Raw genomic sequence first — 21,820 nt, 5'->3', positions numbered from 1 at the left:
ACGGTTGACTTATGACCAAATGGGAATACGCCACAGTTCCGCTTATTATTCACGCCACGAAGCAGATTCTGGACCAATGGGGAGAGGACGGCTGGGAGCTCGTGCAGGTAGTGCCTGGGCCCGATTCGACCAACCTCGTTGCCTACCTGAAGAGAGAGAAGCAGTAACATGACGCAGCCGCAGCAGTCCCGCATTTCCGCTGTAGAAGAGCGCCTGGCTGAACTTGGCCTGACCCTGCCCGAGGTGGTCGCTCCCGTGGCCGCCTACGTGCCCGCCGTCGTGTCCGGCGACTATGTCTACACCTCCGGCCAGCTGCCGATGGTTAACGGTGAATTGGCAGCCAAGGGAAAAGTGGGCAACGTCTCAAGTTCCGTCTCGGCTGAACAGGCGAAAGAGCTCGCTGCCACGTGCGCCGTCAACGCACTGGCCGCCGTCAAGAGCGTCATCGGGGACCTGGACCGTGTCACACGGATCGTCAAAGTAGTCGGGTTCGTGGCCTCGGAGACGGACTTCACAGGCCAGCCCGGTGTTATCAACGGCGCTTCCGAGCTGCTCGGCAAGGTTTTCGGCGAAGCAGGTGCACATGCCCGTTCCGCCGTCGGCGTTGCCGTTCTGCCGCTCGACTCTCCGGTTGAGGTGGAACTGATTGCCGAGTTCAGCTAGTCCGCTCCGGCAGACCAAGCGGCTGTTCCGGCTGCCGCCGGATCAACTGGAGGCTGCACGCAGCTGGTTTGACCATGGCGAGCGCACGCCGCGCAAACCGCGGTACGCGTCGTCCGTGGTCCTCATCCGCGACAGCCCGGAGGGTACCCAGACTTACCTTGGGTACCGCTCCGGCAGTTCGCCGCTGGGCGCCATCGCGTTCCCCGGGGGCACCATCGATGACGAGGCGGACCTCGAGCCCGTGCCCTGGTACGGGCCGTCGGCGGCCAAATGGGCGCAAATGATGGGTCTGGAAGATCATCAGCAAGCCCGGGCCTTCGTGGTTGCCGCCATCAGGGAACTGTTCGAAGAGACCGGTATCCTGCTGGCCGGGCAGGACGAGTCATCCCTGGTCGAGGGCGGCGACAGCGAGGAATGGATGCGCGCCCGTATGGCGGTCGCGGAGCAGGAAAAGAGCTTTCCCCAGCTGCTGGACCGCTGGGGACTGGGGCTGCGCACGGACCTGTTGAAGCCGCTCTCGCGGTGGCTCAGCCCGGACTTCGCCCACCGCCGGTTCGACACGAGGTACTTCGCCGCGGCGCAGCCGGTCAGCCAGCAGCCCAGTCTGCTCAGCGGCAAGGGTGTCTGGGCGTCCTGGGTCGGCGCAGGCAAAGTGATCGCCGAGCGGAGTACCTCCGCACTCGGGGATTTGGCCGACCAGGATGACACCCGCGGGCTGAACCTCAGCGAGGTCTCCTCACCTGCGGTGGAAACAATTCTCGAAAAGATTGCTTCCGCGCGCGGGTGCATTGCCTACCTGTCCCATAAGCGGCCGCTGCGCGTCTACCATCCGGAACTGGTTTTGGTGGAGGGTGAGCCGATGCTCGAAGTCGAAACCCTCACCGCCCCCGAAGGCGGTTCGCTCCAGCGCGGACGGTAATTTCCCGCGGTACAAATACCGACGGCGACGGTCACCTTCCAAGGTGACCGTCGCCGTCGTTATTAATCCGTTTTGCTATTTATCCGCTCCTGCTGCGTTTTGGGTTTCTGCCGACGGATCGCCCCGTAAGCAGAAACCCAAATCGAAGCGGGATGAAAGGACTTAGCGGGAGCGCTGGCGCAGCCGCTGGATGTCGAGAATGACCACCGCGCGCGCTTCCAGGCGCAGCCAGCCGCGCTGGACGAACTCGGCCAGGGCCTTGTTGACGGTTTCACGCGAAGCGCCGACCAACTGGGCCAGCTCTTCCTGGGTCAGCTCGTGGGCCACCAGGACGCCGTCCGTGGCCGGACGTCCGAAGCGGTCGGCGAGGTCCAGCAGGGCCTTGGCCACGCGGCCGGGAACGTCCGAGAAGACCAAGTCTGCCAGCGAGTCATTGGTGCGGCGCAGGCGGCGGGCCAGTGCCTGCAGCAGCTGGGCGGAGACCTCGGGACGGGTTTCGAGCAGGCCGCGGAGGTTTTCGTTCTTCAGGCCGGCCAGGCGGGTCTCGGAGACTGCGGTGGCCGAGGTGCTGCGCGGGCTGGGATCGAACAGCGCCATTTCGCCGAAGAGCTCGCCCGGGCCGAGGATGGCCACCAGGTTTTCGCGGCCGTCGGCAGCGGTACGGCCGAGCTTGATCTTGCCGGAGACGATGAAATACAGCTGATCGCCCTGATCGCCTTCACGGAACACTGAGGCGCCACGGGAGAGATCCACCTCGGTCAGCTCATCGGTCAGTGCGGCAAACACATCATCGTCGAGGGATGCGAAAAGCGGTGCGCGGCGTAGTATCTCAATGTCCATGGAGTCTCCTGTTTCGGTCTTGCGGCGGTCAGCCGGCTGCTCGTCAGCTAGGCACTGCCTCCCATTTTGCCGTATGTAAAGCACTTGTGACATCTTCCACAGGCGCGTTTCGCTTAGGGGTGAGGAAAATAGTGGTCAGTGAAATGGGAGACAGCGTTGTCTGAGGGTGCCGTGGCGCAGAACGACGCATAGGCCCGGCATATTCCCAGCCTCGGATACTAGACTAATGCCTAAACTTCCGGCCCCGATGGAGACAGCTTGCTTTTTGGCCTGACGATCCTGGACATAGTCCTGATCCTGATCCTGCTCGCCTACTTGGTCGGGGGGTTGCGCAAAGGCTTCCTGGTGACGCTGGGTGGCATTGTCGGGTTTGTCCTGGGCGCCATCGCCGCGTTCCTGTCGGTTCCTTTTGTGAGCATGTGGGTGCCGGACCCCGGTTGGCGCCTGACCGCGATCATCGCCGCCGCGGTCCTGCTGGTGATCCTGGGCCACGCCATGGGTTCGGGCATTGGCCGGGCAATCCGGCGAAGGCTCGACTTTCCCCCGGTGAGACCCGTGGACCGGCTGCTGGGCGGAGCCGCCAACGTGGCCGTCGCTGCCCTGGTGATGTCGATGCTGGCCTTCAGTATCAGCGCTTTGGGTGTGCCGTTTGTCTCGCAGCAGATCGCCAGTTCGAAGGTCATCCAGACCATTGACTCCCTGACGCCTGCCCCGGTGAAGTCCTTGCTGGCACAGGCCCGCTCCATCGCCGTGCAGGACGGCATTCCCCAAGTGATCGACGGCGTGGCGCCCGCCGAGCCGGTGCCGGTGCCGGACGCAGGCGCGGACACGGCCGCGCTGAACGAGGCCGCCGAGTCCGTGGTGAAGATTGCCGGCACCGCATTCCAGTGCGGGCAGAACCAGACGGGCTCGGGATTCGTGATTGCGCCGGACCGCGTGATGACCAACGCGCACGTGGTTGCGTCGGTGAATGAGCCGGTCGTGGAGATCCCGGACGGCCGGGTCCTGCCGGGCCGTGTGGTGTATTTCGACCCGGTTCACGATATCGCCGTGCTTGCCGTGGAGGGCCTGGACGTGCGCCCGCTTCCGATCGGGGCGGAGCTGGCCGACGGTACGCTGGCCGCCTTCCAGGGCTACCCGGCCGGCGGCCCGTTCCAGAGCCAGCCCGCCACGGTGCAGGGCCTGTCCACCGTGTTGGTGCAGAACATCTATGGCGCGGACCCGGAGGAGCTGGAGGTCTACACGTTGGCCGCCGACGTGGAACAGGGGAACTCGGGCGGCCCGCTGTTGGACCAGGACGGGCGCATTGCTGGTCTCGTTTTCGCCAAAGCCACCGATGACGTGCCGGTAGGCTACGCGCTGTCGCTGGAGGAAATCCAGCCGGTCATCGACAACGCCATGGTTTACCAGGAGACAGTTTCCGCCGGGCAGTGCATTCGGAAGTAGCGGCAGGCCCCCGAGCTTCCGGTCGGTGTCAGAGCCAGTCCAGCGACTGGCCGTGCGGGCCGGTGAGCGCAACCGGACGGCCGTTGTGCCGGAGCACGAACCTGCCGCGGACATGGTCGGCGTCGATGCCTTCGGTCCCGTCGCCGGGCTGCGGCAGCACCTGCGTACCTTCGTTGGACAACCAGTTCACGCCGAGCTCCCGCACCGTCTGCGCGAACTTCCGCCGCTCGGGCGGAGCCAGGTAGGCCAGCACCGCTGAATGAAGTACGACGACGGCCGCTTCCGCAGGTGCCTCGGCAACCACTTCCGCAAGGCGCTGGTTGAGATCGCCGGCCACCAGCCGCGGTGGATCCTCCCGGGCTATCTCCAGGGCCGCCCGCAGCCGCTGCCGTCTGAACTCCTGTTCCGGCCAGATCAGCGCATGGAGCCACGCGACGTCGTCGTCGTTTGTGCTGTCCAGCGGGTTCAGATCAATACCGGCCCGCCAGCTGATCGTCGGCAGCTCGGACGGAAGCGGTGCAGGCCCGGTGACGGCACAGGGCAGGATCGGCGCGTCCGGGGCAGAGGCCGGCCCCGCAAGGATCGGCCCGCCGTTGTATTGGTAGCGGTAGCGGTCCGGAAATAACACCAGCCCCGCCGAGGCGCCGACCTCCAGCAACGCGAGCGGTTTGCCTTCGGCCGCGGCGATGCAGGCCAGGGAGGGCAGGAAAACGGCGCAGCGGCCCGGTTCATTCGTCTGCGTGGAACGGGTCAGGATGACCTGGCGTACCTGTGGCCAGCGGGAGAACAGGAACCGCCGGAATTCCGCATAGGGCGTGTTGCCGGCACCGAGGAACCTGGCTGCGGCGAGGACGAGGTTCGGCTGGCGTTTGGCATAAGGCAGCGTGTCGATCAGGGCCAGTAGCTGCGGATCCTCACTGATGGCCAGCGCCCACTCCTCATAGCAGACAGACTGGCCTCGGGCTTCATGCAGCCCGAAATTGCGGTACCAGTCCGCCGTGCCCGAAACCGTTCCCGGATCCGCGCCGCTGCCGGCGCTCCTGCTACGGTCCGGGGCCGGCGCCGTTGACCGTGTCCATCGGGCTAGAGGGCTTCGGCGAGCAGGTCGATAGCGAACTTGTAGCCGCTGATGCCCGCGCCGGCGATGACGGCCTGGGCGACACCGGAGATGTAGGAGTGGTGGCGGAACTCCTCGCGGCGGTGGATGTTGCTGATGTGCACTTCCACCACGGGAAGCTCGACGCCGGAGAGCGCATCCCGCAGTGCGACGGAGGTATGGGTGTAGGCGCCGGGGTTGATCACGATGCCGGCTGCGGTGCCGCGGGCGCCGTGGATGGCATCGATGAGCTCGCCCTCATGGTTGGACTGGAAGCATGTGGTGCCCAGTCCGTGGACCTTGGCTGTGTGCGCGGCGAGCTGCTCCACGTCTGCCAGCGTGGCCGAGCCGTAGATAGCCGGCTCGCGGGTGCCCAGCAGGTTCAGATTGGGGCCGTTGAGAACCAGGATCGTCTTGTCTGCCGTGCCGGCGGGTTGCGAAGTCATGGCTTAACTATGCCTCAGCGGCAGACGCGCTCCCGAGCCGCGTTACGTCCTTCCGGACGGACCTTCCCTGAAACGAAGGGCGGCCGCCGGCAGGGTGTCCTGCCGGCGGCCGCCGCATCTGCTGCGGAACGGTGTCAGCCCTTGAGCGAGGAAGTGATCTGCTGCATCACCGTGTTGTCCGCCAGGGTACTGGCATCGCCGGCTTCGCGGCCTTCGGCGATGTCCTTGAGCAGGCGGCGCATGATCTTGCCGGAGCGGGTCTTAGGCAGTTCCGGCACCACCAGGATCTGGCGCGGTTTGGCGATCGGACCGATCTCCTTGCCCACATGGTTACGCAGGGTGGTAACGATCTCCGGGTCTTCGACTGCGTTGCCCCGCAGAATCACGAACGCCACGACTGCTTCACCCGTGGTCTCGTCCGCTGCGCCGACGACGGCGGCTTCGGCCACCGAGGGATGGCTCACCAGGGCGGATTCGATCTCGGTGGTGGACAGGCGGTGCCCGGAGACGTTCATGACGTCGTCGACGCGGCCGAGGAGCCAGAAGTCGCCGTCGTTGTCCTTCTTGGCGCCGTCGCCGGCAAAGTACATGTTGTCGAAGCGGGACCAGTAGGTCTCCTTGTAACGTTCCGGGTCGCCCCAGATACCGCGGAGCATGGCCGGCCACGGCTTGCGGATGACCAGGTAGCCGCCGTGCCCGTTGGGCACCGACTGGCCCATCTCGTCAACGACGTCGACGGCGATGCCGGGCACCGGGGTCTGGGCCGAACCCGGTTTGGTTTCGGTGATGCCGGGCATCGGGGCGATCATGTGCGCGCCGGTTTCGGTCTGCCACCAGGTGTCCACGATCGGGGCCTTGTCGCCGCCGATGACCCGGCGGTACCACATCCAGGCTTCCGGGTTGATCGGCTCGCCCACGGAGCCGAGGACCCGGATGGAGGACAGGTCGAACTTCGCTGGAATGTCTTCGCCCCACTTCATCATGGTGCGGATCGCCGTGGGCGCCGTGTACATGATGGAGACCTTGTACTTCTCCACCAGTTCCCACCAGCGGCCCTGGTGCGGGGTGTCCGGCGTGCCTTCGTACATCAGCTGCGTGGCGCCGTTGATCAGGGGCGCGTAGGTCACGTAGGTGTGGCCGGTGACCCAGCCGATGTCCGCGGTGCACCAGTACACGTCGGTGTCGGCGTGCAGGTCGAAGGTGGCCTTGTGCGTGAACGCGCTCTGGGCCAGGAACCCGCCGGTGGTGTGCAGAATGCCCTTGGGCTTGCCTGTGGTACCCGAGGTGTACAGGATGAACAGCGGGTGCTCGGCGTCATGCGGCACCGGTGTGTGGTCAGCGGACGCGGATTCCACCACGTCATGCCACCAGCGGTCGCGGCCCTCGTGCCAGTCCACGGGCTCGCCGTTGCGCTTGACGACGACGACGCTGCTGACGGAATGACCCTCTGCTTCCAGGGCGGAGTCCACGGCCGGCTTCAGCGGGCTGGGCTTGCCGCGGCGGTACGTGCCGTCCGAGGTGACCACGAGCTTGGCCTCGGCATCATCGATGCGGCTGCGCAGGGCGTCCGCGGAAAAACCGCCGAAGACCACCGAGTGGATGGCGCCGATGCGCGCGCAGGCGAGCATGGTGATGACCGCTTCCGGGATCATCGGCAGGTAGACGGCAACCCGGTCTCCCTTGGCCACCCCGAGGGACTCGAATGCGTTGGCCGCCTTCTTCACCTCGTCGGTCAACTGGGCATACGTGTAGGTGCGGGTGTCGCCCGGCTCGCCCTCGAAGTAGATGGCCACCCGGTCGCCGAGTCCGTTCTCCACGTGGCGGTCCAGGGCGTTGTATGCCGCGTTCAGTGTGCCGCCGACAAACCATTTGGCAAACGGCGCGTCCGACCAGTCCAGGGTCTGGGTGAAGTCTTCGTTCCAGGACAACAGTTCCCGCGCCTGCTTCGCCCAGAAGGCTTCATGATCAGCGTCGGCCTCTTCATAGATGCCGGGCTTGACCACCGCGTTCGCGGCGAATTCCTCGCTGGGCGCGAACTTCCGGTTCTCCTGCAGCAGGTTTTCCAGAGCATCGCTCGTGGCGCGCTGGGTTCCGTTGGCTTCAGACATAAGAAGACCCTTTCGTGGTGTTGCGGCTGTGCGTGGCACATCCCGGAGGACGGGCGGCCACTCGTGCTGATCATCACATTAGTCCCTGCGTCTGGACATCGTGGCACGGGTCACAGGTTCGGATGTAAAAGGACGTAATTCTGCGATGAGCGGTGAAAAAGCGTGTCGAACGGCTCCTGCTGACACCGCGATTCGGCTAGTGATGGCTTCCTTCCTTGACTACGCTGAGACCAGCGCAAGCTCTGCCAAGGCCTGCTTTGGCCGCGACGATCGGAGAATGACCATGACAGATCATGCAGTAACCACTTCGGACGGCGTCAGCGAGGCAGTAGCCGGGCCGTTCACTGTGCGGGACGTCGCCGTGGGACTGTCCGTGGTACTGCTGTTCCTGGCATCAGTACTCCCGACCGCCGTCATTCAGGGAATCGGGTTGAACCAGTGGAATTCCGCCAATCTCTTCCGTCTCGGTCTGAGTATCCTGCTGCCGGCCATGGTGCTGGTGCTGTTCATCATCCGTCGGCTGGCACCCAAGACCAAGCTGCGCATCGGATCCCTGTCGGTGGATCAGTTCGCCTCGGTAGTGGCCTCGTTTACTGTCGGCTATTTCTTCCTGACGCTGGTCAGCGCGTTCAGCCTTAGCGCTGCGATCGGCTTTATCGGCAGTCTCGGTCTGCTTGCAGCGACCGTTTGCGCACGATGGATTCCGCAGTTCCGGGCCGATTTCGCCGGCCGGCTCGAAATCCCGGCACATCCGATTGCCCGGGATGCGGTTCCGCCTCGGGCCAAAGCACCCAAACCGGTGACGGAAGAAGCCGGCGCGGGACAGCAGCATGCGACGAATGGCTCAGCGGTAAAGGCGGGCGCAGCAGGTTCTTCGACGACGGGGGCGAAGGCAACCACTGCAGCAGGGGTTGCAGGTACAACCGGTGGCGCGTCCGGGGCGGCTGCCAGCCTGTCCGGCCCCGGCACGCACGGAGCATTCGCCACGGCGTCCAACGCAGGGGCCAATGCTGCAGGCAAGGACAAGGGAGCCCGCGAGCAGGGCCGTTCCGGCGTTACAGCGCAGGACCGCTCGCATGACGCTACAGGGCAGACGGACGCTTCGGATGAGGCGGCGAGGACCGGCGCCCATGCCCATGGTTCCGCCGGTGCCGCATCACGGTCCGGTTCCGCCGCCCAGTTCGCCGCGCCCGCAGGAACAGGCGCCGCGGGAGTGGCCGGTGTGGCCGCTGCAGCGGAAGCGGGCAAGGCAGACCCAAAGAAGGACACTGTCCCCGCGCGGCACGGTGAAGCAGCCGGCGACGAGGATCTCACGGCCCCCGGCGCCGCCGATGGCGAGGCCGTAGGCATTCCGATGTCCGACGACGAGGCATCGGCTGCAGCCGATGCCAAGCAGTCGGCTAAGGAGTCGAGTGCAGCTGCATCGGCCCGGGCCGCACAGGAAGCGGCGCGGCCGCAGGACCGTGGGGAAGTGACCGAGGCAGACAGCATTGCCGGTGCGGGATCCAGAGGACCGGATGCGGACAAGGGGCAGCCGGATGCTGCGGTAGCTGCTTCCGGTGACTCCACCGGCGAGCAGACGAGTGCCTCGCAGACGGCCCCTGCCGCCCAGACGGTCGAGACCGGACGCTCCGAAGACCGGACCGAAGACCGCTCCGCAGACCACATCGAGTCCGAAATGCCGAAAACTACGGCCATGGGTTCGGTTGCGGGCGCAAGCTCGGAAGGGACCAGGCGGGACGCCGCTGAACCGATCAGCGCCACCCGTGAACATGTCGAGGAATCCGACGAGGATGTCACCTATGAGGCCTTCTGGTTCGCCGTCGGCCGCACCCGGCCGACATACGACGAAAACACCGGTGAAGTCGCCTTCATGCTGGAACCGGGCGCATGGATCCTGGCGCTGCAGGACCGCGGGGACGAGTTCCTCGTGCAGCACACCGACGGCCGGGTTGGCGTGCTCAGGGATCTGACCAACATTGAACGCGCTTAAGGGCCAGCGGCCCGTGGCGCGCAGCAAAATCAGCCCGGATGAGTCCCCGCTGGCGCTCAAACGCCGTGCACGCCGCATCAACAAGACACTGGCCGAGCAGTACCCCTACGCAGTTGCGGAACTGGATTTCCGCAACCCCTTCGAACTGCTCATCGCCACTGTGCTCTCGGCCCAGACGACGGACGTCCGCATCAACGCCACGACGCCCGCGTTGTTCGCCCGCTATCCGGACGCCCGGGCCATGGCCGAAGCCGATGAAGCCGAGCTGCAGGAAATGCTCCGGCCCACAGGATTTTTCCGGGCCAAGACCGCAAGCGTGCTGGCGTTGTCCAACAGGATCGTCGACGAGTTCGATGGCGAAGTCCCTGGCCGGCTGGAAGACCTGGTCACGCTTCCGGGCGTGGGGAGGAAGACTGCAAACGTGGTGCTGGCCAATGCCTTCGGCGTTCCCGGCATCAGCGTGGACACCCACTTCGGCCGGCTGGCCCGCCGTTTCGGCTGGACCGATGCGACCGACGCGGTCAAGGTCGAGTTCGATGTTGCAGAGCTTTTCGAACCCAAAGACTGGACGATGGTCTCGCACCGGGTCATATTCCACGGGCGGCGGATCTGCCATGCCCGGAAGCCGGCCTGCGGTGTCTGCCCGGTAGCAGCACTTTGTCCGTCTTTCGGGGAAGGCGAAGTCGACCCGGAGAAAGCAACCAAGCTGCTCAAATATGAACTTGCCCCCGGACGCGAGGAGCTGCTGGCCAGGATGCGGGCCGGCGAGAGCCGTGCCGAACTGCGAGCGGCCGGCTTTAAGCTGGACGCATGAGCGCGAAGTCCGACCTGCAGCAGCTTCTGAGCGTTCCCATGGAGGAGCGGTTGTCCGTACGGGACCGTGAGGGCTGGTACAACGTAGAGCTCGACGACGAGGACTCCCGGGCGGCAGCAGTCCTGCTGTTGTTCGGGGCGCTGGACAGCACACCGTCTCAATTCCATGAGTCGGCTGTCCCTGATGACTTGGACGTACTGTTCGTGGAACGGGCGGCCACGTTGTCCTCCCACCCCGGACAGGTGGCGTTTCCCGGCGGCGGAATTGACCCCGACGACGACGGGCCGGTTGCGGCGGCCTTGCGTGAAGCAGTGGAGGAAACAGGGCTCGATGCCACCGGAGTGGAAGTGCTTGGCACGCTGCCGGAGATCCCACTGTCGGTCAGCAACTTTCTGGTCACCCCCGTCGTTGCCTGGTGGTCCGCGCCGTCGCCGGTCGCCGTGGTCGACTTCGCCGAATCTGCCCAGGTCTTCCGGGTCCCGGTGGCCGACCTGCTGAATCCCGCCAACCGGCGGATGACAGTTGTCCGGCGGGAAGGACAGGTCTTCAAAAGCCCCGGCTTCCTGGTCCACAACGTGATCGTCTGGGGCTTCACCGCGATACTGCTAGGCCATCTTTTCGACGATCTGGGCTGGACAATCCCCTGGGACCAGTCCCAAGAAATCCCGGCGCCGCTGCGCGCGGTTGCTCCAGTTGAGGACCCGTCCCAAGCTTGAACTTCAGCGACGCCGGAAACCGGACGTTGACAGGGTCTACCCGTGCCGGTCCGGAGCGGTGGCGTGAGGAACCCAGCCAGCCCTCTTTCTCGAAGACTGTCACTGCGTTATTCACGCGGGAATACCAGCCGTAGGCGGAATAGGCACCCAGGACCACCGGCGAGACGAGGTCGGGATTGAGCATACGGACGCCGGCGCGCCCGGCCACCGGGCGGACTTGCTTTGCCACCATCCCCGCAGCGCCTTGGGCTTCCTTCCTGACAACTCCCGCTAGTGCCCCCGGCAGCAACGCTTCCGGCCCGCTGGCGGCAACACTGAGCAGCCTGTCGCCGTGCTTCGCGGCAAAGCTCCGGACAGCGGCCGCGGGTGCGGACTGGAGCGCCGAGCGGGCGAACGTGCCCATGGCGGCCGTCTGCATGCCTAGCGGCCCGGGCAACGAGCGCTGTGAAAGTTCCGTCAGCCTTCCAGCGCCGGCCAGGCTCCGGGAGATGTCGAAGGTTCTGCCAATCAGCTGTGTCACCTGGGTACTGAGCCTGCCGGTGGCTGCAAGGAAGGCCGCTACGGCCTGGCCAACTCTGGAGGCAGTGAGGCCGGTGGTAATGATGAGTCCACCGCCCGCGGTCAACCAGGCTGTCACTGCTCCCACGCCGATCAGCACGGCGATCTGCATGGCGAAGTCCCGGGCTTCCTGAACCAGGGTGGCATGCGCTTCCTCAACCGCGCTTGCCAGCTCATCGCAGTCCCGCCCCAGGGCATCACATCCTTCGGCGATGGCAATGGCACTGCTGTACAGCTCCTCCTGATGCGACTCGAGCAGCGCGATGTCGGCGCTTCGCTGCCCGGCCAATGGGGCTGTGGTGGTCCGCAGGGCTTCGCTGCCGAGCGCCCGGAGATCCGCGCCAACCATTCGCCACGCACCAGCGGTCGCCCGCATTGCTTCGGCGTCGCCCGAAGGCCACCTTTGACCGGCGGCGTCGGCAGTGAACTGTCCGAACTCGGGAAGGATCGGGATCCTGCCGCCGACTGCCGTGACCGGCAGTTGCCGGCACAGCCCGGGCGCCGCCGGCTCCTGCGGCGCAGCATAGGAAGTGTCCTTCCCGCTGGCCAGTTGCTCCGTGAAGCGGTAGAGCTGGGCCGCAGCCCGGGTGTGGAACCCTGCGGACGCGTAGGCCGAACCGAGCCGCTCAAGTGAGGTGAGGATCTGGACAGCCGCGTCGTCGTAGGCCCTGCCCCATTCCATCGCTTCGGTCTCCCAGCCAGACATTCCCGCTGCCCCGGCAGTCCGCCCGACGGCGTCGATCCGCAAGGCGGCGGCTCTGGTTGCTGCCCCTTCCGCCGCAGCAGCGGAGACGAGCATCGCCTCCGTATCGATGGTCAAGACGGCCACCCGCACCCCCTGTCAGCTGCCGGACTGGGCCGGTCGAACAATGTTGGTACGAGGCTAAGGGGACCGCAGGTGTCAGTGCCATGGCCCCCCTGTCACTTGTGGATAACAGCTACTTCGCGTCGGCGTAGGAATCCACCACGGCGATACTGACGGCGAACTCGATCGGAATCGGACCGAACATCAGCCGCGTCGCTTCCGCCGCCGATTCTTCAACAATCCGGCACACCAGCTGGATCTGGTCCGCGTTCGCGTGGAGCACCACTTCGTCGTGCAGGAAGAACACGAGTTCCCCCACGTAGGTGCCCTCCGCCGCAGCGGCGCGCAGCCGCCGTCGTAATTCTGCGAGCCAGCACAAGGCCCATTCCGCTGCCGTTGACTGGACGATGAAATTACGCGTGAAGCGTCCCCGGGTGCGGGCGATGCTGTCCGCACGGCGCTGCTCCTCCGCCGTGGTGGTGCGCTGCGACTCCACCCAGCGTTCCGAGGGAGCGGCGCAGCTTCGGCCCAGATAACTGCTGACGACACCGCCGGCTTCGCCCGTCCGCGCGGCCCGTTCGAGGATGCCGATGGCACGCGGGTAGGTCCGGGTCAGCTGCGGCACCAGCCGGCCGGATTCGCCCGTGGTGGCGCCGTACATGGCGCCCAGTATGGCGACTTTCGCTTTGGCCCGATCGCCACCGAATCCGACGTCGGCAATGCCCTGGTACAGGTCCTTGCCCCGGGCTGCCGTGGCGAGCGCGGAGTCCTGGGCTAACGCGGCCAGCACCCGCGGCTCGAGCTGGGCGGCATCGGCCACCACCAGCTTGTGTCCTGGATCCGGGCGGGCCGCGTCGCGGATCTGCTGCGGAATCTGCAGCGCCCCGCCGCCGCGTGATGCCCAGCGTCCCGTCACCACCCCGCCCACGATGTATTCGGGCCGGAACCGGCCGTTTCGCACCCAGGTATCCAGCCAGGTCCAGCCATTGGCCGAATGCAGCCGCGAGAGCTTCTTGTATTCGAGCAGCGGGGCAATGGCCGGATGGTCGTGTTCCTGCAGTTCCCACGATCTGGTGCTCTTGACCTCGATTCCGGCGCGGTGCAGGGCGCGCAGCAGCTCCTGGGCGGAGTCCGGATTGAAGCGCGGGTTATCCAGCAGCTCGCGCAGCCGGGCGGCGAGCCTTTCCAGCTCAACGGGGCGCTCGCCGTTGCGCGGACGCGGACCGAGGAATCCTGCCAGAATCTGCTCGTGGATGTCTTCGCGCCAGGGCACGCCGGCGTATTCCATCTCGACGGCGATGAGCGCGCCCGCGGATTCGGCGGCCACCAGCAACTGGAGCCGTGCGCGCCGGGATGACCCGACGACAGCTGCCAGCTGGTCCTGCAGCTCCTGGACCAGTTCCTGCACGCTTCTACCGCGGGGCTGCGGCGAATCGAAAAGGGTGAACTGGTCCGGCGAGTCAGGAACGGGCAGGACCTGCCGGGGCAAGCCGTCACGTTCTTCGTCCGCCACCGCGGCCTGCCGCAAGGACCGGACATAATCGCTTCCCGGCACAAACTCGGACAGTGACAGGATGCTGCGGGTCAGGGCCAGATCGTGGCAACGCTCCACGCTCGCTCCCGCCTTGAGCATCGGCAGGTAACTGCTCCGCGTCGTGTCCCAGACCCAACGGACATGTCCTTGCTCGGCATGGCGGACGGCGTCCGGCAGGTCCGCAAGGCTTACGACGGCGGCGGGGCCGTTGGGTGCGCCCGTTGCGTCCGCGGGTTGGAGACAGAAGGCCTGCCCGTCCGGCGAAGCAGCGCCGGGCGCGGCAGGGGCAAGGACCATGTACATGTCTCCAGTTTCTCCTGTTTTGCCAGCTTCCTCTGCCCGGTGGCCGTGGGGTGCCTGCAGACCGCGGATGGAAACTGTCCGCAGTTCTCCTCCACAGCGGCGGAAGGCTCTCGCGGTTTGCACAATCCCGCGCGGGCAGGTTTCGGGGGCACGCAGGGACCGCCAGTCTCGGAACATGCAGGAGCAGATTTCAACAGTCCAGCCGTGGACACCGGAGCACGGGATGTCCGAGGTGCTGCTGGTCACCGAGGCCGCCAGACTGCGCGATGAAGTAGCCAGGATCGCCGCCGCAGCCGGAGTGGGCCTGCGGATTGTAGCCGTGCAGGATCTGGGCCGGGTTCCGGACGGGAGCGTCCTGGTACTGGGTAGCGATGCGGCCTCCCGGCTGCCCCGGCTGGGGGCGGATGTCATTGTGGCCGGGTTCCCGGAGGAATCCGTGCTGCTCTGGGAACAGGCCGCGATGGTTGCCGCTCACAGGGTTGCCGTGCTGCCGGAAGGGGCCGCCTGGTTGGCGGAGTACTTGACCAGGAACAGACAGCGGGACGGCGTGGGGACGGTGGTGGCCGTGCTAGGCGCCACCGGCGGCATCGGCTGTTCCACGCTGGCCTGCTGGCTCGCCGCGGAGGCGGCGGCACAAGGGATTTCCACGCTGTTGGTGGATACCGACCAGCTCGGTGGCGGGCTCGACATCGGGCTGGCACCCGAGCCGCTGACAGGGTTGCGCTGGCCGGATCTCGCCGGGGTGAAGGGAGCCGTCAATCCGGCCCAGTTGCGGGCCTCCTTGCCGGTCACCAAGGGGTTCTCCGTGCTGTCCTGGGGAGGCGGCGAAACCTCTTCGCCGACGTTGGACGTGCCGGCACATGCTATTGGCGGAGTCATGGCTGCGGCGTCGGAAGGCTTTTCGCTTGTGGTGATTGACGCCGGACGGGTCCAGCAGGGACTGGACCGCTGGCTGGATACCGCTGATCAGGCCTTGCTGTTGATGCCTTCCGGCACCCGCGGTGTTCTTGCAGCCCGGGCCGCGGCGGAAATCCTGCACCCGCTGACAGTCAGCGCGGTGGTCCGCGGACCGTTGCCGGCGGGACTGGACGAAGAATTGGCGGCGGCTTCGGCCGGCCTTGAACTCGCGGGGTATGTTCCTCGGCTTCGCGGGATGGGGCTGGTGCAGGAAACCGGAAGGCTGTTGGAAAGAGGCCGGAACCGCAGGATCCGGCGACTGGTCAGACGGCTGGCACAACAGATCACACATCTTCCAAGCAAGGAGCGGTGACGATGGCTTTAGCAGCTGGCTCCCGCGGCCGGCGTGCCGCAACCGGGCCTGTAGACTCCCCGGTCAACCTGGCACCGTTCCGGGATGCCGTATTGTCCGACCCGTCGCCAGTCACCGGAGCCCGCGTGGCAGCGGCCGTGCAGTCGAGCGGCCAGCTTCTGGGCACCGACGGTGTGCTGGAGGCCGTGGAGAACCTGACGGCCGACCTGCGGGGGCTGGGGCCGCTGCAGCGGCTGGCGCTGGAAGGGACCGTCACAGACATCCTGGTCAACGGGCCCTCCGAGGTATGGACCGACGGGGAACGGGGCCTGCAGCGAAGCCAGGTCACCTTCGGCAACGATGCAGAGGTCCGCGCCTTGGCTACCCGGCTGGTGACCGCCGGCGGCCGCCGGCTCGACGACGGCAACCCGTGTGTGGACGTGCGCCTGGACGGGTACCGGGTTCATGCGGTGCTGCCGCCGGTTTCGACCCAGGGAACGCTGCTGTCAATCCGCATCCGCAGGCCACGCGTGTTTACCCTCGCCGAACTGGTCGGGCCTTCCTCCGGTTGGCTGCCGTACCTGGAAGCAGTGGTGGCCGGACGGTTGAACTTCCTGATCAGCGGTGCCACCGGTTCAGGCAAGACCACCCTGCTGTCCGCGATGCTCGGGCTCTCCGCGTCCTTTGAACGGCTGGTCTTGGTCGAAGACGCGGCCGAGCTCAATCCCGACCATCCGCACGTTGTAGGCCTGCAAAGCCGGCATAGCAACCTGGAAGGCAGCGGCAGCGTGGATCTGGGCGAGCTGGTCCGTCAAGCCCTGCGGATGCGTCCGGACCGGCTGATTGTGGGGGAGTGCCGGGGCGCGGAGGTGCGCGAGTTTCTCGCTGCCATGAACACCGGCCATGCTGGGGCGGGCGGCACCGTGCACGCCAATTCGGCGGCCGGTGTGCCGGCCAGGCTGGCGGCGATGGGCGCGCTCGCCGGTTTGGAACCCCAGGCGCTGGCCCTGCAGGCCAGTACGGCACTGGATGTGATCATTCATTTGGACCGGACAGCTGCCGGCAGGCAGATCAGGGAGCTGGCGCTGCTGCGGGCCACCCCGGCGGGAAATCTCGAAACGGTACCGGCCCTGGCTGCCCGCGGCAGCATGATGGAATTCGGGCCCGGCTGGCAGGAACTGGAGCCCAGATTGTTTGAGTCGGGAACGGACCCAGCGGGAACAGCCGGATCATGACGGCACTGCTGGTGATGTTGCTGTGCCTGGCAGCCGTCGTGGTCCTGGGCTGCGGGAAGCGTCGGCTGGCTCCGTTCAGCGCCGATCTGCGCCGGCCGCAGCCCCGCCGACGTTCGGGCAATAGCGGCCGGGACAGCGCCGATGAACTGCCCATGTTCGTGCGGCAGGTGGCTTCCTTGCTGCGCTCGGGACGTACTCCGGCCCAGATGTGGGCAGACATTCTCCGGGTCTACGGACCTGACGAGTTCCAACCGGAAGCAGGCCGGCATTCACCCGGGGCGGAGCGGGCGGACGGCCCGGGGGAGGGCCTCCCCGCCCTGCTTGTGCCTGGCATGCGGTCGGCCGGACAAGCGGCCGAGCTTGGATTAAGCGTCGGCTCCGCCCTGCGCCAGGCCAACGTATCAGTAGGGACTCGGTCGCCGGCTGCCGCAATGGCCAAGCGCATGTGGCAGGACATGGCGGCGTGCTGGGACGCTGCCGAACAGACCGGGGCCCCGCTGGCGGTCCTGCTGGAGAATTACGCCGGTCATTTGCAGCACTCCCTGGACGGGGCAGCTGCCCGGCGTACTGCATTGGCCGGCCCACGTGCCACGACCACGTTGCTGACGTGGCTTCCGATCTTCGGCCTTGGCCTCGGCATTGCCATGGGTGCCGATCCTCTTGGCATCCTTCTGGGGACCCCGGCGGGCTGGGTCATCCTGGCGGTGGGGTTGGGGCTGCTGGCAGCGGGTCGGCTCTGGTCCCAGCATCTGGTCAGCCGCGCTGCCGACGGATAAGTCCGTATGTGCCGAGGGAGAGGACCGACATGGCTGGGTTGATTATCCCGCTGCTCATCTTTGGAGCGCTGTGGCTGCTCGTGGGACCTTGGCCACGTCTCCGGAAACGCAGGCGGGATCGCGGCCCGGCCGGGACGTCACACCGGTTCCGTGCTGTGAAGCGGCAGTCGTCGGATGCCGGAGCCAGCCACACAGGGGCCGCCAGTGGCAGCGTTGGGGTGAGCGCACCCGACACGGCGCTGATGCTGGATCTGCTCGGGGCCATGATCCAATCCGGTACCTCGCTGCCTGCCGCGGTGGCTACGCTTGCCCAGGTCGCCGAAGCCGGCAGCAGGGAACGGCTGGATAAAGTCGCCTCGGCCCTGCAGCTCGGAACGGAGTGGCACACGGCCTGGGGCCTCGTCGGCAGGGACACTCGACTGGACGAGATACAGGAGGCGCTGCGGTTCGGAGCGGCCACCGGCGCGCCGTCCGCGGCGATCCTGTATGCCCAGGCGGACCAGTTGCGCCGCCGCCGCAGGCAGGAAGCCGAGCGGCGTGCGGCCACCTTGGGAACGCGGCTTGTCCTGCCCCTGGGCTTGTGTGCGCTGCCGTCCTTCATCAGCCTTGGCATCGTGCCGGTGCTGATCTCGTTGCTCCCTGACCTGTGAAAAAGTGCCGGAGTCAGTCATCCTCCACACACTCTCTTCCACATGGGCTTGTGCACTTGAGGGAAAACGTCGCTGTTACGTCGGCCGGCTCGGCGGCAGGCTCGTAAGTACCGCAACATTGCGGCTCAACCAGGAGGTAGAAATGTCATTGTCACGATCAACCCAGTTCTCCCGTTCTTTCGACGGCTCCGCCGCGGCAGAAGCTTCCGCTGAATCGGAGGAGCTTGCCGAGGTCATTCAGCTGCCGCTCCCGCATGTCGACGAAACCACCAGCCGCGGTTGGCGCAGGCTGACCGGCTCGGAAGCGGGAATGGCGACGGCCGAATACGCGATCGCCACGCTCGCCGCAGTGGGCTTTGCCGGGCTGCTGGTGCTCATCCTGCGCAGCGGGGAGGTGCGGGGGCTCTTGACGGGCCTCGTGGAAATGGCACTGACCGCGGTGTGAGACCTGTGCTCAAGCGACGCGATTCCTGCTGCCGCGGAAGGCATACGCCCGGCGCGGCAGCAGGAAAGACCACGGGGTCGCGCCACCGGGACGGTGACCGCGGGTCGGTCACCGCGGAGACCGCCATCGTGCTGCCGGCAATCGTGGCGGTCCTGGCCATGCTGTTGGCCGGCGCCGCCGCCGGGTCAACACAATTGCAATTGGAGAAGGCCGCACAGACAGCCGCCCGGCAGTTGGCCCGGGGCGAAACAGCCGCGGTGGCGGCCTCCGCCGTCCGCAGGATTGCGGGCAGCGGGGCCACGTTGGCAAGCGGAAACGCCGGAGGCTGGATCACCGTGAGAACCACTGCCGCGGTACCAGTTCCCTGGGCCGGCGCCGGCGGCTGGACCCTGGCCGCCGAAGCGACGGCACCGGCCGAGCAACACGCGGTTTCGTCGGCGGCGGTCACGGGAGCGGGGAAATGACGCGAGACGCCATCGCGCTGCGCGAACGCGGTTCCGGCACCGTGATGGCGGCCGCAGCGGCACTGGTGATGTGCTTTCTGGCGGCGGCACTGGCGGCGGGAATGCAAGCCAGTACCGCCGTCGCCCGTGCGTCCAAGGCTGCGGACCTTGCTGCCCTGGCAGCCGCCGATGCAGCCCGTGGACTGCTGGACGGGGACCCGTGCGGCTTGGCCGGAGAAGTTGCACGCGAGCATGGCGGCGAGCTGGCGAATTGCCGTCGGCACGGAGCGGCAGGAGCCGTAGTCGACATCGATGTCGCTGTTCCGTTACCGCAGCTGTTCGGTATGGTGCATGCGCCATGGAAGGAGGCAGAGGGACGGGCAAGGGCCGGGCCGCCACCCTGATCGGTTAGCGCGCTGCTTCCGCCGCGGGCACATCGGCCGCGGCGAGCAGCGCGTCGATCAGCATTACGGCACCGGACTTATCCAAAGGGTTGTTCTTGTTGCCGCACTTGGGGGACTGCACACAGGACGGGCAGCCAGACTCGCATTCGCAGGCGTGGATGGCGTCCCGGGTGGCGGTGAGCCAGGTCCGGGCGGCGTCGTAACCCCGTTCGGCGAAACCAGCTCCGCCCGGATGACCGTCGTAGACGAAGATGGTCGGTTTCCCGGTGTCGGCATGCAAGGCCGTGGAGACTCCGCCGATGTCCCACCGATCGCTGGACGCTACCAACGGCAGCAGCCCGATGCCGGCGTGCTCGGCGGCATGCAGCGCTCCGGGAATCCTGGCCGTAACCAGGCCGGCCGCAGCCAGGTCGGCCTCGTCGATGGTGAACCAGACTGCCTTGGTAAACAGCTCCCGCGCACCCAATTCGAGCGGTTCTTCACCTAGGATCTCGTTGGAGATGAAGGCCTTGCGCTGGAAGGAGACCACCTTCGTCGTGACTTTGACTTCCCCGAAGGAAGCACGAACCCTTCCCCAATCTGCACCGCGCAGTTCCTCCAGAACCTCGATCTGGGTAATGTCCCGTGCCTGCGTGTAGTAATCGGGATTGGACCGGGTGACCATCGCACAATGGTCCTGTTCATTGAGCTCGTCAACGACGTAGGTAGTGCCCTGATGGACGTAGATGGCTCCGGTGTGCGCCTGGTAATGGGACTGCGGCGAGTCCATGGTGCCCAGCAGCATGCCCGATTCCGATTCGACGATGTTGATGGGCCCACCGCCGTCACCCCGGAGGTTCACCAGGGACGCTGCGCTTTCGGCGTGGGTCCAGTACCAGCCCGCGGGACGACGCCGCAGATAACCGTCGGCCGTGAGACTGTCCAGCAGGGACTCGGCTGTGGGGCCGAAGAGATCCAGCTCTGCCGGAGTCAGCGGCAGCTCCTGGGCCGCCGCACAGAGGTGCGGACCGAGGACATAGGGGTTTGACGGGTCAAACACGGTGGCTTCGACGGAGACGTCGAAAACCGCCTCCGGATGGTGCACGAGATAAGTGTCGAGTGGATCATCACTTGCCACGAACGCCGCCACTGCATCCTGCCCGGCCCTGCCGGCCCGACCGATCTGTTGGAACAGCGAGGCCCGGGTGCCGGGCCAGCCTGCGACCAGTACCGCATCCAGGCCGGAAATATCGATGCCCAGCTCCAGGGCGGAAGTACTCGAAACGCCGAGCAACTGACCGGACCGGAGCTTGTTTTCAAGCTCCCTGCGTTCCTCGGGCAGGTAGCCGGAGCGGTAGGCTGCGATCCGTCCGGGCAGCGAGGGATGGACCTCTTCCAAGAGCCGCTTGGTAATACTGGAGATGGTTTCCGCCCCGCGCCGTGACTTGATGAAGGCGATGGTCCGGACGCGTGCGGAGACAAGGTTGGCCAGCAGATCCGCGGTCTCGGCTACTACGGTCCGTCGTTCGCGGGCGCCGTTTTCGCCCTTGAGCTCCGTCAGCTGGGGCTCCCAGAACGCTACGGTGGTGGCGCCGTGGGGCGAACAGTCCGTCGTCACGGCGTTGGCGTCGGCACCGATCAGCCGGCCAAAGGAAGAGGCCGGATCGGACGACGTGGCGGACGCGCCGATGAAGACAGGGTCGGAGCCGTAGCTGGCGCAGATCCGCCGCAGGCGGCGCATCAAATTGGCCACATGGGAACCGAAAACGCCGCGGTAGCTGTGGGCTTCATCGACGATGACGTACTTGAGCCGGCGGAAGAACCGGGCCCACCAGGTGTGGTTGGGCAGAATGCCAAAATGGAGCATATCCGGATTCGCCAGGACGAAATTGGCGTGGTCGCGGATCCAGCGGCGGGCACCCGGGTCCGTGTCGCCGTCGTACGTTTCGGCACGCACCGTCGGCAGTTTGAGGGATTTGATGGCGGACAGCTGGTCAGCGGCGAGGGCTTTGGTCGGAGCCAGATACAACGCGACGGATCCCGTGGGTTCCAGCCTGGCCTGGTCCTCCAGCGATGTGCGGTGGATTGAGTCCAGTGCCGGGAGCTGGTAAGCCAGCGACTTCCCCGAAGCGGTACCCGTGGCAATGATCGTGTGGCGGCCGGTGTGGGCCGATTCGGCGGCGAGGACCTGGTGCCGCCATGGCTGGTGCATGCCCAAGGTGGCGTAGGCATCGACGACATCGGGGTGCGCCCAATCCGGCCAGGGTTCGTGGACGGCATCCCGTGCGGGCAGTTCGCGGACGTGCATGAGCTGTCCGGGGTCCGGACCGGAGCCGAGCAGGGGGATCAGGGAATCATGCAGTGCCACCCGAATATTGTGTCACCTGCCGGAAGCAGA

The 21,820-nt window shown here is 66.4% G+C and carries 19 protein-coding genes and 1 pseudogene; 14 read left to right on the top strand and 6 right to left on the bottom strand.

Annotation, left to right across the window (positions count from 1 at the left end; all coding sequences use genetic code 11):
- The first annotated feature begins 11 nt into the window (after positions 1 to 11).
- From sp36 to HGO92_RS08245, 3 genes are read left to right on the top strand one after another with little or no spacing between them, the layout of a single operon-like run.
- Complete coding sequence (gene sp36 / locus HGO92_RS08255; RefSeq protein ID WP_074701091.1) at positions 12 to 167, top strand: Sp36 family protein; 156 nt, start codon at positions 12 to 14, stop codon at positions 165 to 167.
- A 1-nt stretch (position 168) separates the two neighbouring features.
- Entirely contained in the window at positions 169 to 663 is a 495-nt protein-coding gene (locus tag HGO92_RS08250; protein ID WP_169993577.1) for a RidA family protein, read from the top strand.
- A complete protein-coding gene (locus tag HGO92_RS08245) occupies positions 647 to 1,582 on the top strand; it encodes an NUDIX hydrolase (RefSeq protein WP_169993575.1) in 936 nt (311 codons plus the stop codon). Before HGO92_RS08250 ends, HGO92_RS08245 begins: the two co-directional genes overlap by 17 nt.
- A 162-nt stretch (positions 1,583 to 1,744) precedes the next feature.
- Here HGO92_RS08245 and HGO92_RS08240 read toward each other — a convergent pair whose 3' ends face one another.
- Positions 1,745 to 2,422 carry a Crp/Fnr family transcriptional regulator gene (locus tag HGO92_RS08240; RefSeq protein WP_074701094.1) on the bottom strand — a complete coding sequence of 226 codons (678 nt, stop codon included), beginning with the start codon at positions 2,420 to 2,422 and terminating at the stop codon, positions 1,745 to 1,747.
- A 258-nt stretch (positions 2,423 to 2,680) separates the two neighbouring features.
- Between HGO92_RS08240 and HGO92_RS08235 the strand changes: the two genes are divergently transcribed.
- A complete protein-coding gene (locus HGO92_RS08235; RefSeq protein ID WP_169993573.1) occupies positions 2,681 to 3,868 on the top strand; it encodes a MarP family serine protease in 1,188 nt (395 codons plus the stop codon).
- 28 nt (positions 3,869 to 3,896) lie between these two features.
- Here the strand turns inward: HGO92_RS08235 and HGO92_RS08230 are convergent.
- The 3 genes and pseudogenes from HGO92_RS08230 to acs form a co-directional block, all read right to left on the bottom strand.
- Positions 3,897 to 4,850: pseudogene (locus HGO92_RS08230) on the bottom strand (DUF2332 domain-containing protein); the annotation flags it as partial.
- 101 nt (positions 4,851 to 4,951) lie between these two features.
- On the bottom strand, positions 4,952 to 5,410 hold the full coding sequence (gene aroQ, locus HGO92_RS08225; RefSeq protein WP_169993571.1) for a type II 3-dehydroquinate dehydratase: 459 nt from the start codon (positions 5,408 to 5,410) through the stop codon (positions 4,952 to 4,954).
- Positions 5,411 to 5,544: 134 nt separating this feature from the next.
- Positions 5,545 to 7,518 carry an acetate--CoA ligase gene (gene acs / locus HGO92_RS08220; protein ID WP_169993570.1) on the bottom strand — a complete coding sequence of 658 codons (1,974 nt, stop codon included), beginning with the start codon at positions 7,516 to 7,518 and terminating at the stop codon, positions 5,545 to 5,547.
- Positions 7,519 to 7,795: 277 nt separating this feature from the next.
- Between acs and HGO92_RS08215 the strand changes: the two genes are divergently transcribed.
- Genes HGO92_RS08215 through HGO92_RS08205 form a run of 3 tightly spaced genes read left to right on the top strand, consistent with a single transcriptional unit; the run spans position 7,796 to position 11,041 of the window.
- Complete coding sequence (locus tag HGO92_RS08215; RefSeq protein WP_169993568.1) at positions 7,796 to 9,511, top strand: hypothetical protein; 1,716 nt, start codon at positions 7,796 to 7,798, stop codon at positions 9,509 to 9,511.
- Entirely contained in the window at positions 9,498 to 10,325 is an 828-nt protein-coding gene (gene nth / locus HGO92_RS08210; RefSeq protein WP_205834281.1) for an endonuclease III, read from the top strand. Before HGO92_RS08215 ends, nth begins: the two co-directional genes overlap by 14 nt.
- Positions 10,322 to 11,041, top strand: coding sequence for an NUDIX hydrolase (locus HGO92_RS08205; protein WP_169993567.1), 720 nt, complete (start codon positions 10,322 to 10,324; stop codon positions 11,039 to 11,041). Before nth ends, HGO92_RS08205 begins: the two co-directional genes overlap by 4 nt.
- Before the next feature lie 1,496 nt (positions 11,042 to 12,537).
- Here the strand turns inward: HGO92_RS08205 and HGO92_RS08200 are convergent.
- Positions 12,538 to 14,241, bottom strand: a complete 1,704-nt coding sequence (locus tag HGO92_RS08200; protein ID WP_169993565.1) for a bifunctional 3'-5' exonuclease/DNA polymerase — start codon at positions 14,239 to 14,241, stop codon at positions 12,538 to 12,540.
- A gap of 175 nt (positions 14,242 to 14,416) precedes the next feature.
- Here HGO92_RS08200 and ssd point away from each other — a divergent pair, with 175 nt between their 5' ends.
- From ssd to HGO92_RS08165, 7 genes are all read left to right on the top strand, one after another.
- Positions 14,417 to 15,511 (top strand): septum site-determining protein Ssd, encoded by a 1,095-nt coding sequence (gene ssd / locus HGO92_RS08195; protein WP_169993564.1) that lies wholly within the window; start codon positions 14,417 to 14,419, stop codon positions 15,509 to 15,511.
- Between the two features lie 2 nt (positions 15,512 to 15,513).
- A complete protein-coding gene (locus HGO92_RS08190) occupies positions 15,514 to 16,725 on the top strand; it encodes a TadA family conjugal transfer-associated ATPase (protein ID WP_169993562.1) in 1,212 nt (403 codons plus the stop codon).
- Positions 16,722 to 17,501 carry a type II secretion system F family protein gene (locus HGO92_RS08185; protein ID WP_169993561.1) on the top strand — a complete coding sequence of 260 codons (780 nt, stop codon included), beginning with the start codon at positions 16,722 to 16,724 and terminating at the stop codon, positions 17,499 to 17,501. Before HGO92_RS08190 ends, HGO92_RS08185 begins: the two co-directional genes overlap by 4 nt.
- A 218-nt stretch (positions 17,502 to 17,719) precedes the next feature.
- On the top strand, positions 17,720 to 18,151 hold the full coding sequence (locus tag HGO92_RS08180; protein WP_169993560.1) for a type II secretion system F family protein: 432 nt from the start codon (positions 17,720 to 17,722) through the stop codon (positions 18,149 to 18,151).
- 142 nt (positions 18,152 to 18,293) lie between these two features.
- Positions 18,294 to 18,596, top strand: a complete 303-nt coding sequence (locus HGO92_RS08175) for a DUF4244 domain-containing protein (protein ID WP_169993558.1) — start codon at positions 18,294 to 18,296, stop codon at positions 18,594 to 18,596.
- Between the two features lie 5 nt (positions 18,597 to 18,601).
- Positions 18,602 to 19,060 carry a TadE family type IV pilus minor pilin gene (locus tag HGO92_RS08170; protein ID WP_169993556.1) on the top strand — a complete coding sequence of 153 codons (459 nt, stop codon included), beginning with the start codon at positions 18,602 to 18,604 and terminating at the stop codon, positions 19,058 to 19,060.
- Positions 19,057 to 19,443 carry an Rv3654c family TadE-like protein gene (locus HGO92_RS08165; protein WP_169993554.1) on the top strand — a complete coding sequence of 129 codons (387 nt, stop codon included), beginning with the start codon at positions 19,057 to 19,059 and terminating at the stop codon, positions 19,441 to 19,443. Before HGO92_RS08170 ends, HGO92_RS08165 begins: the two co-directional genes overlap by 4 nt.
- Before the next feature lie 4 nt (positions 19,444 to 19,447).
- On the opposite strand, the gene HGO92_RS08160 is transcribed toward HGO92_RS08165, so the two are convergent.
- Positions 19,448 to 21,790 (bottom strand): DEAD/DEAH box helicase, encoded by a 2,343-nt coding sequence (locus HGO92_RS08160; protein WP_169993552.1) that lies wholly within the window; start codon positions 21,788 to 21,790, stop codon positions 19,448 to 19,450.
- Positions 21,791 to 21,820 lie beyond the last annotated feature (30 nt).

The sequence above is a fragment of the Crystallibacter degradans genome (assembly GCF_012952295.1).
GTDB classification, from domain to species: Bacteria; Actinomycetota; Actinomycetes; order Actinomycetales; family Micrococcaceae; genus Crystallibacter; species Crystallibacter degradans.
This window is presented reverse-complemented; position numbering and strand designations above follow the sequence as displayed.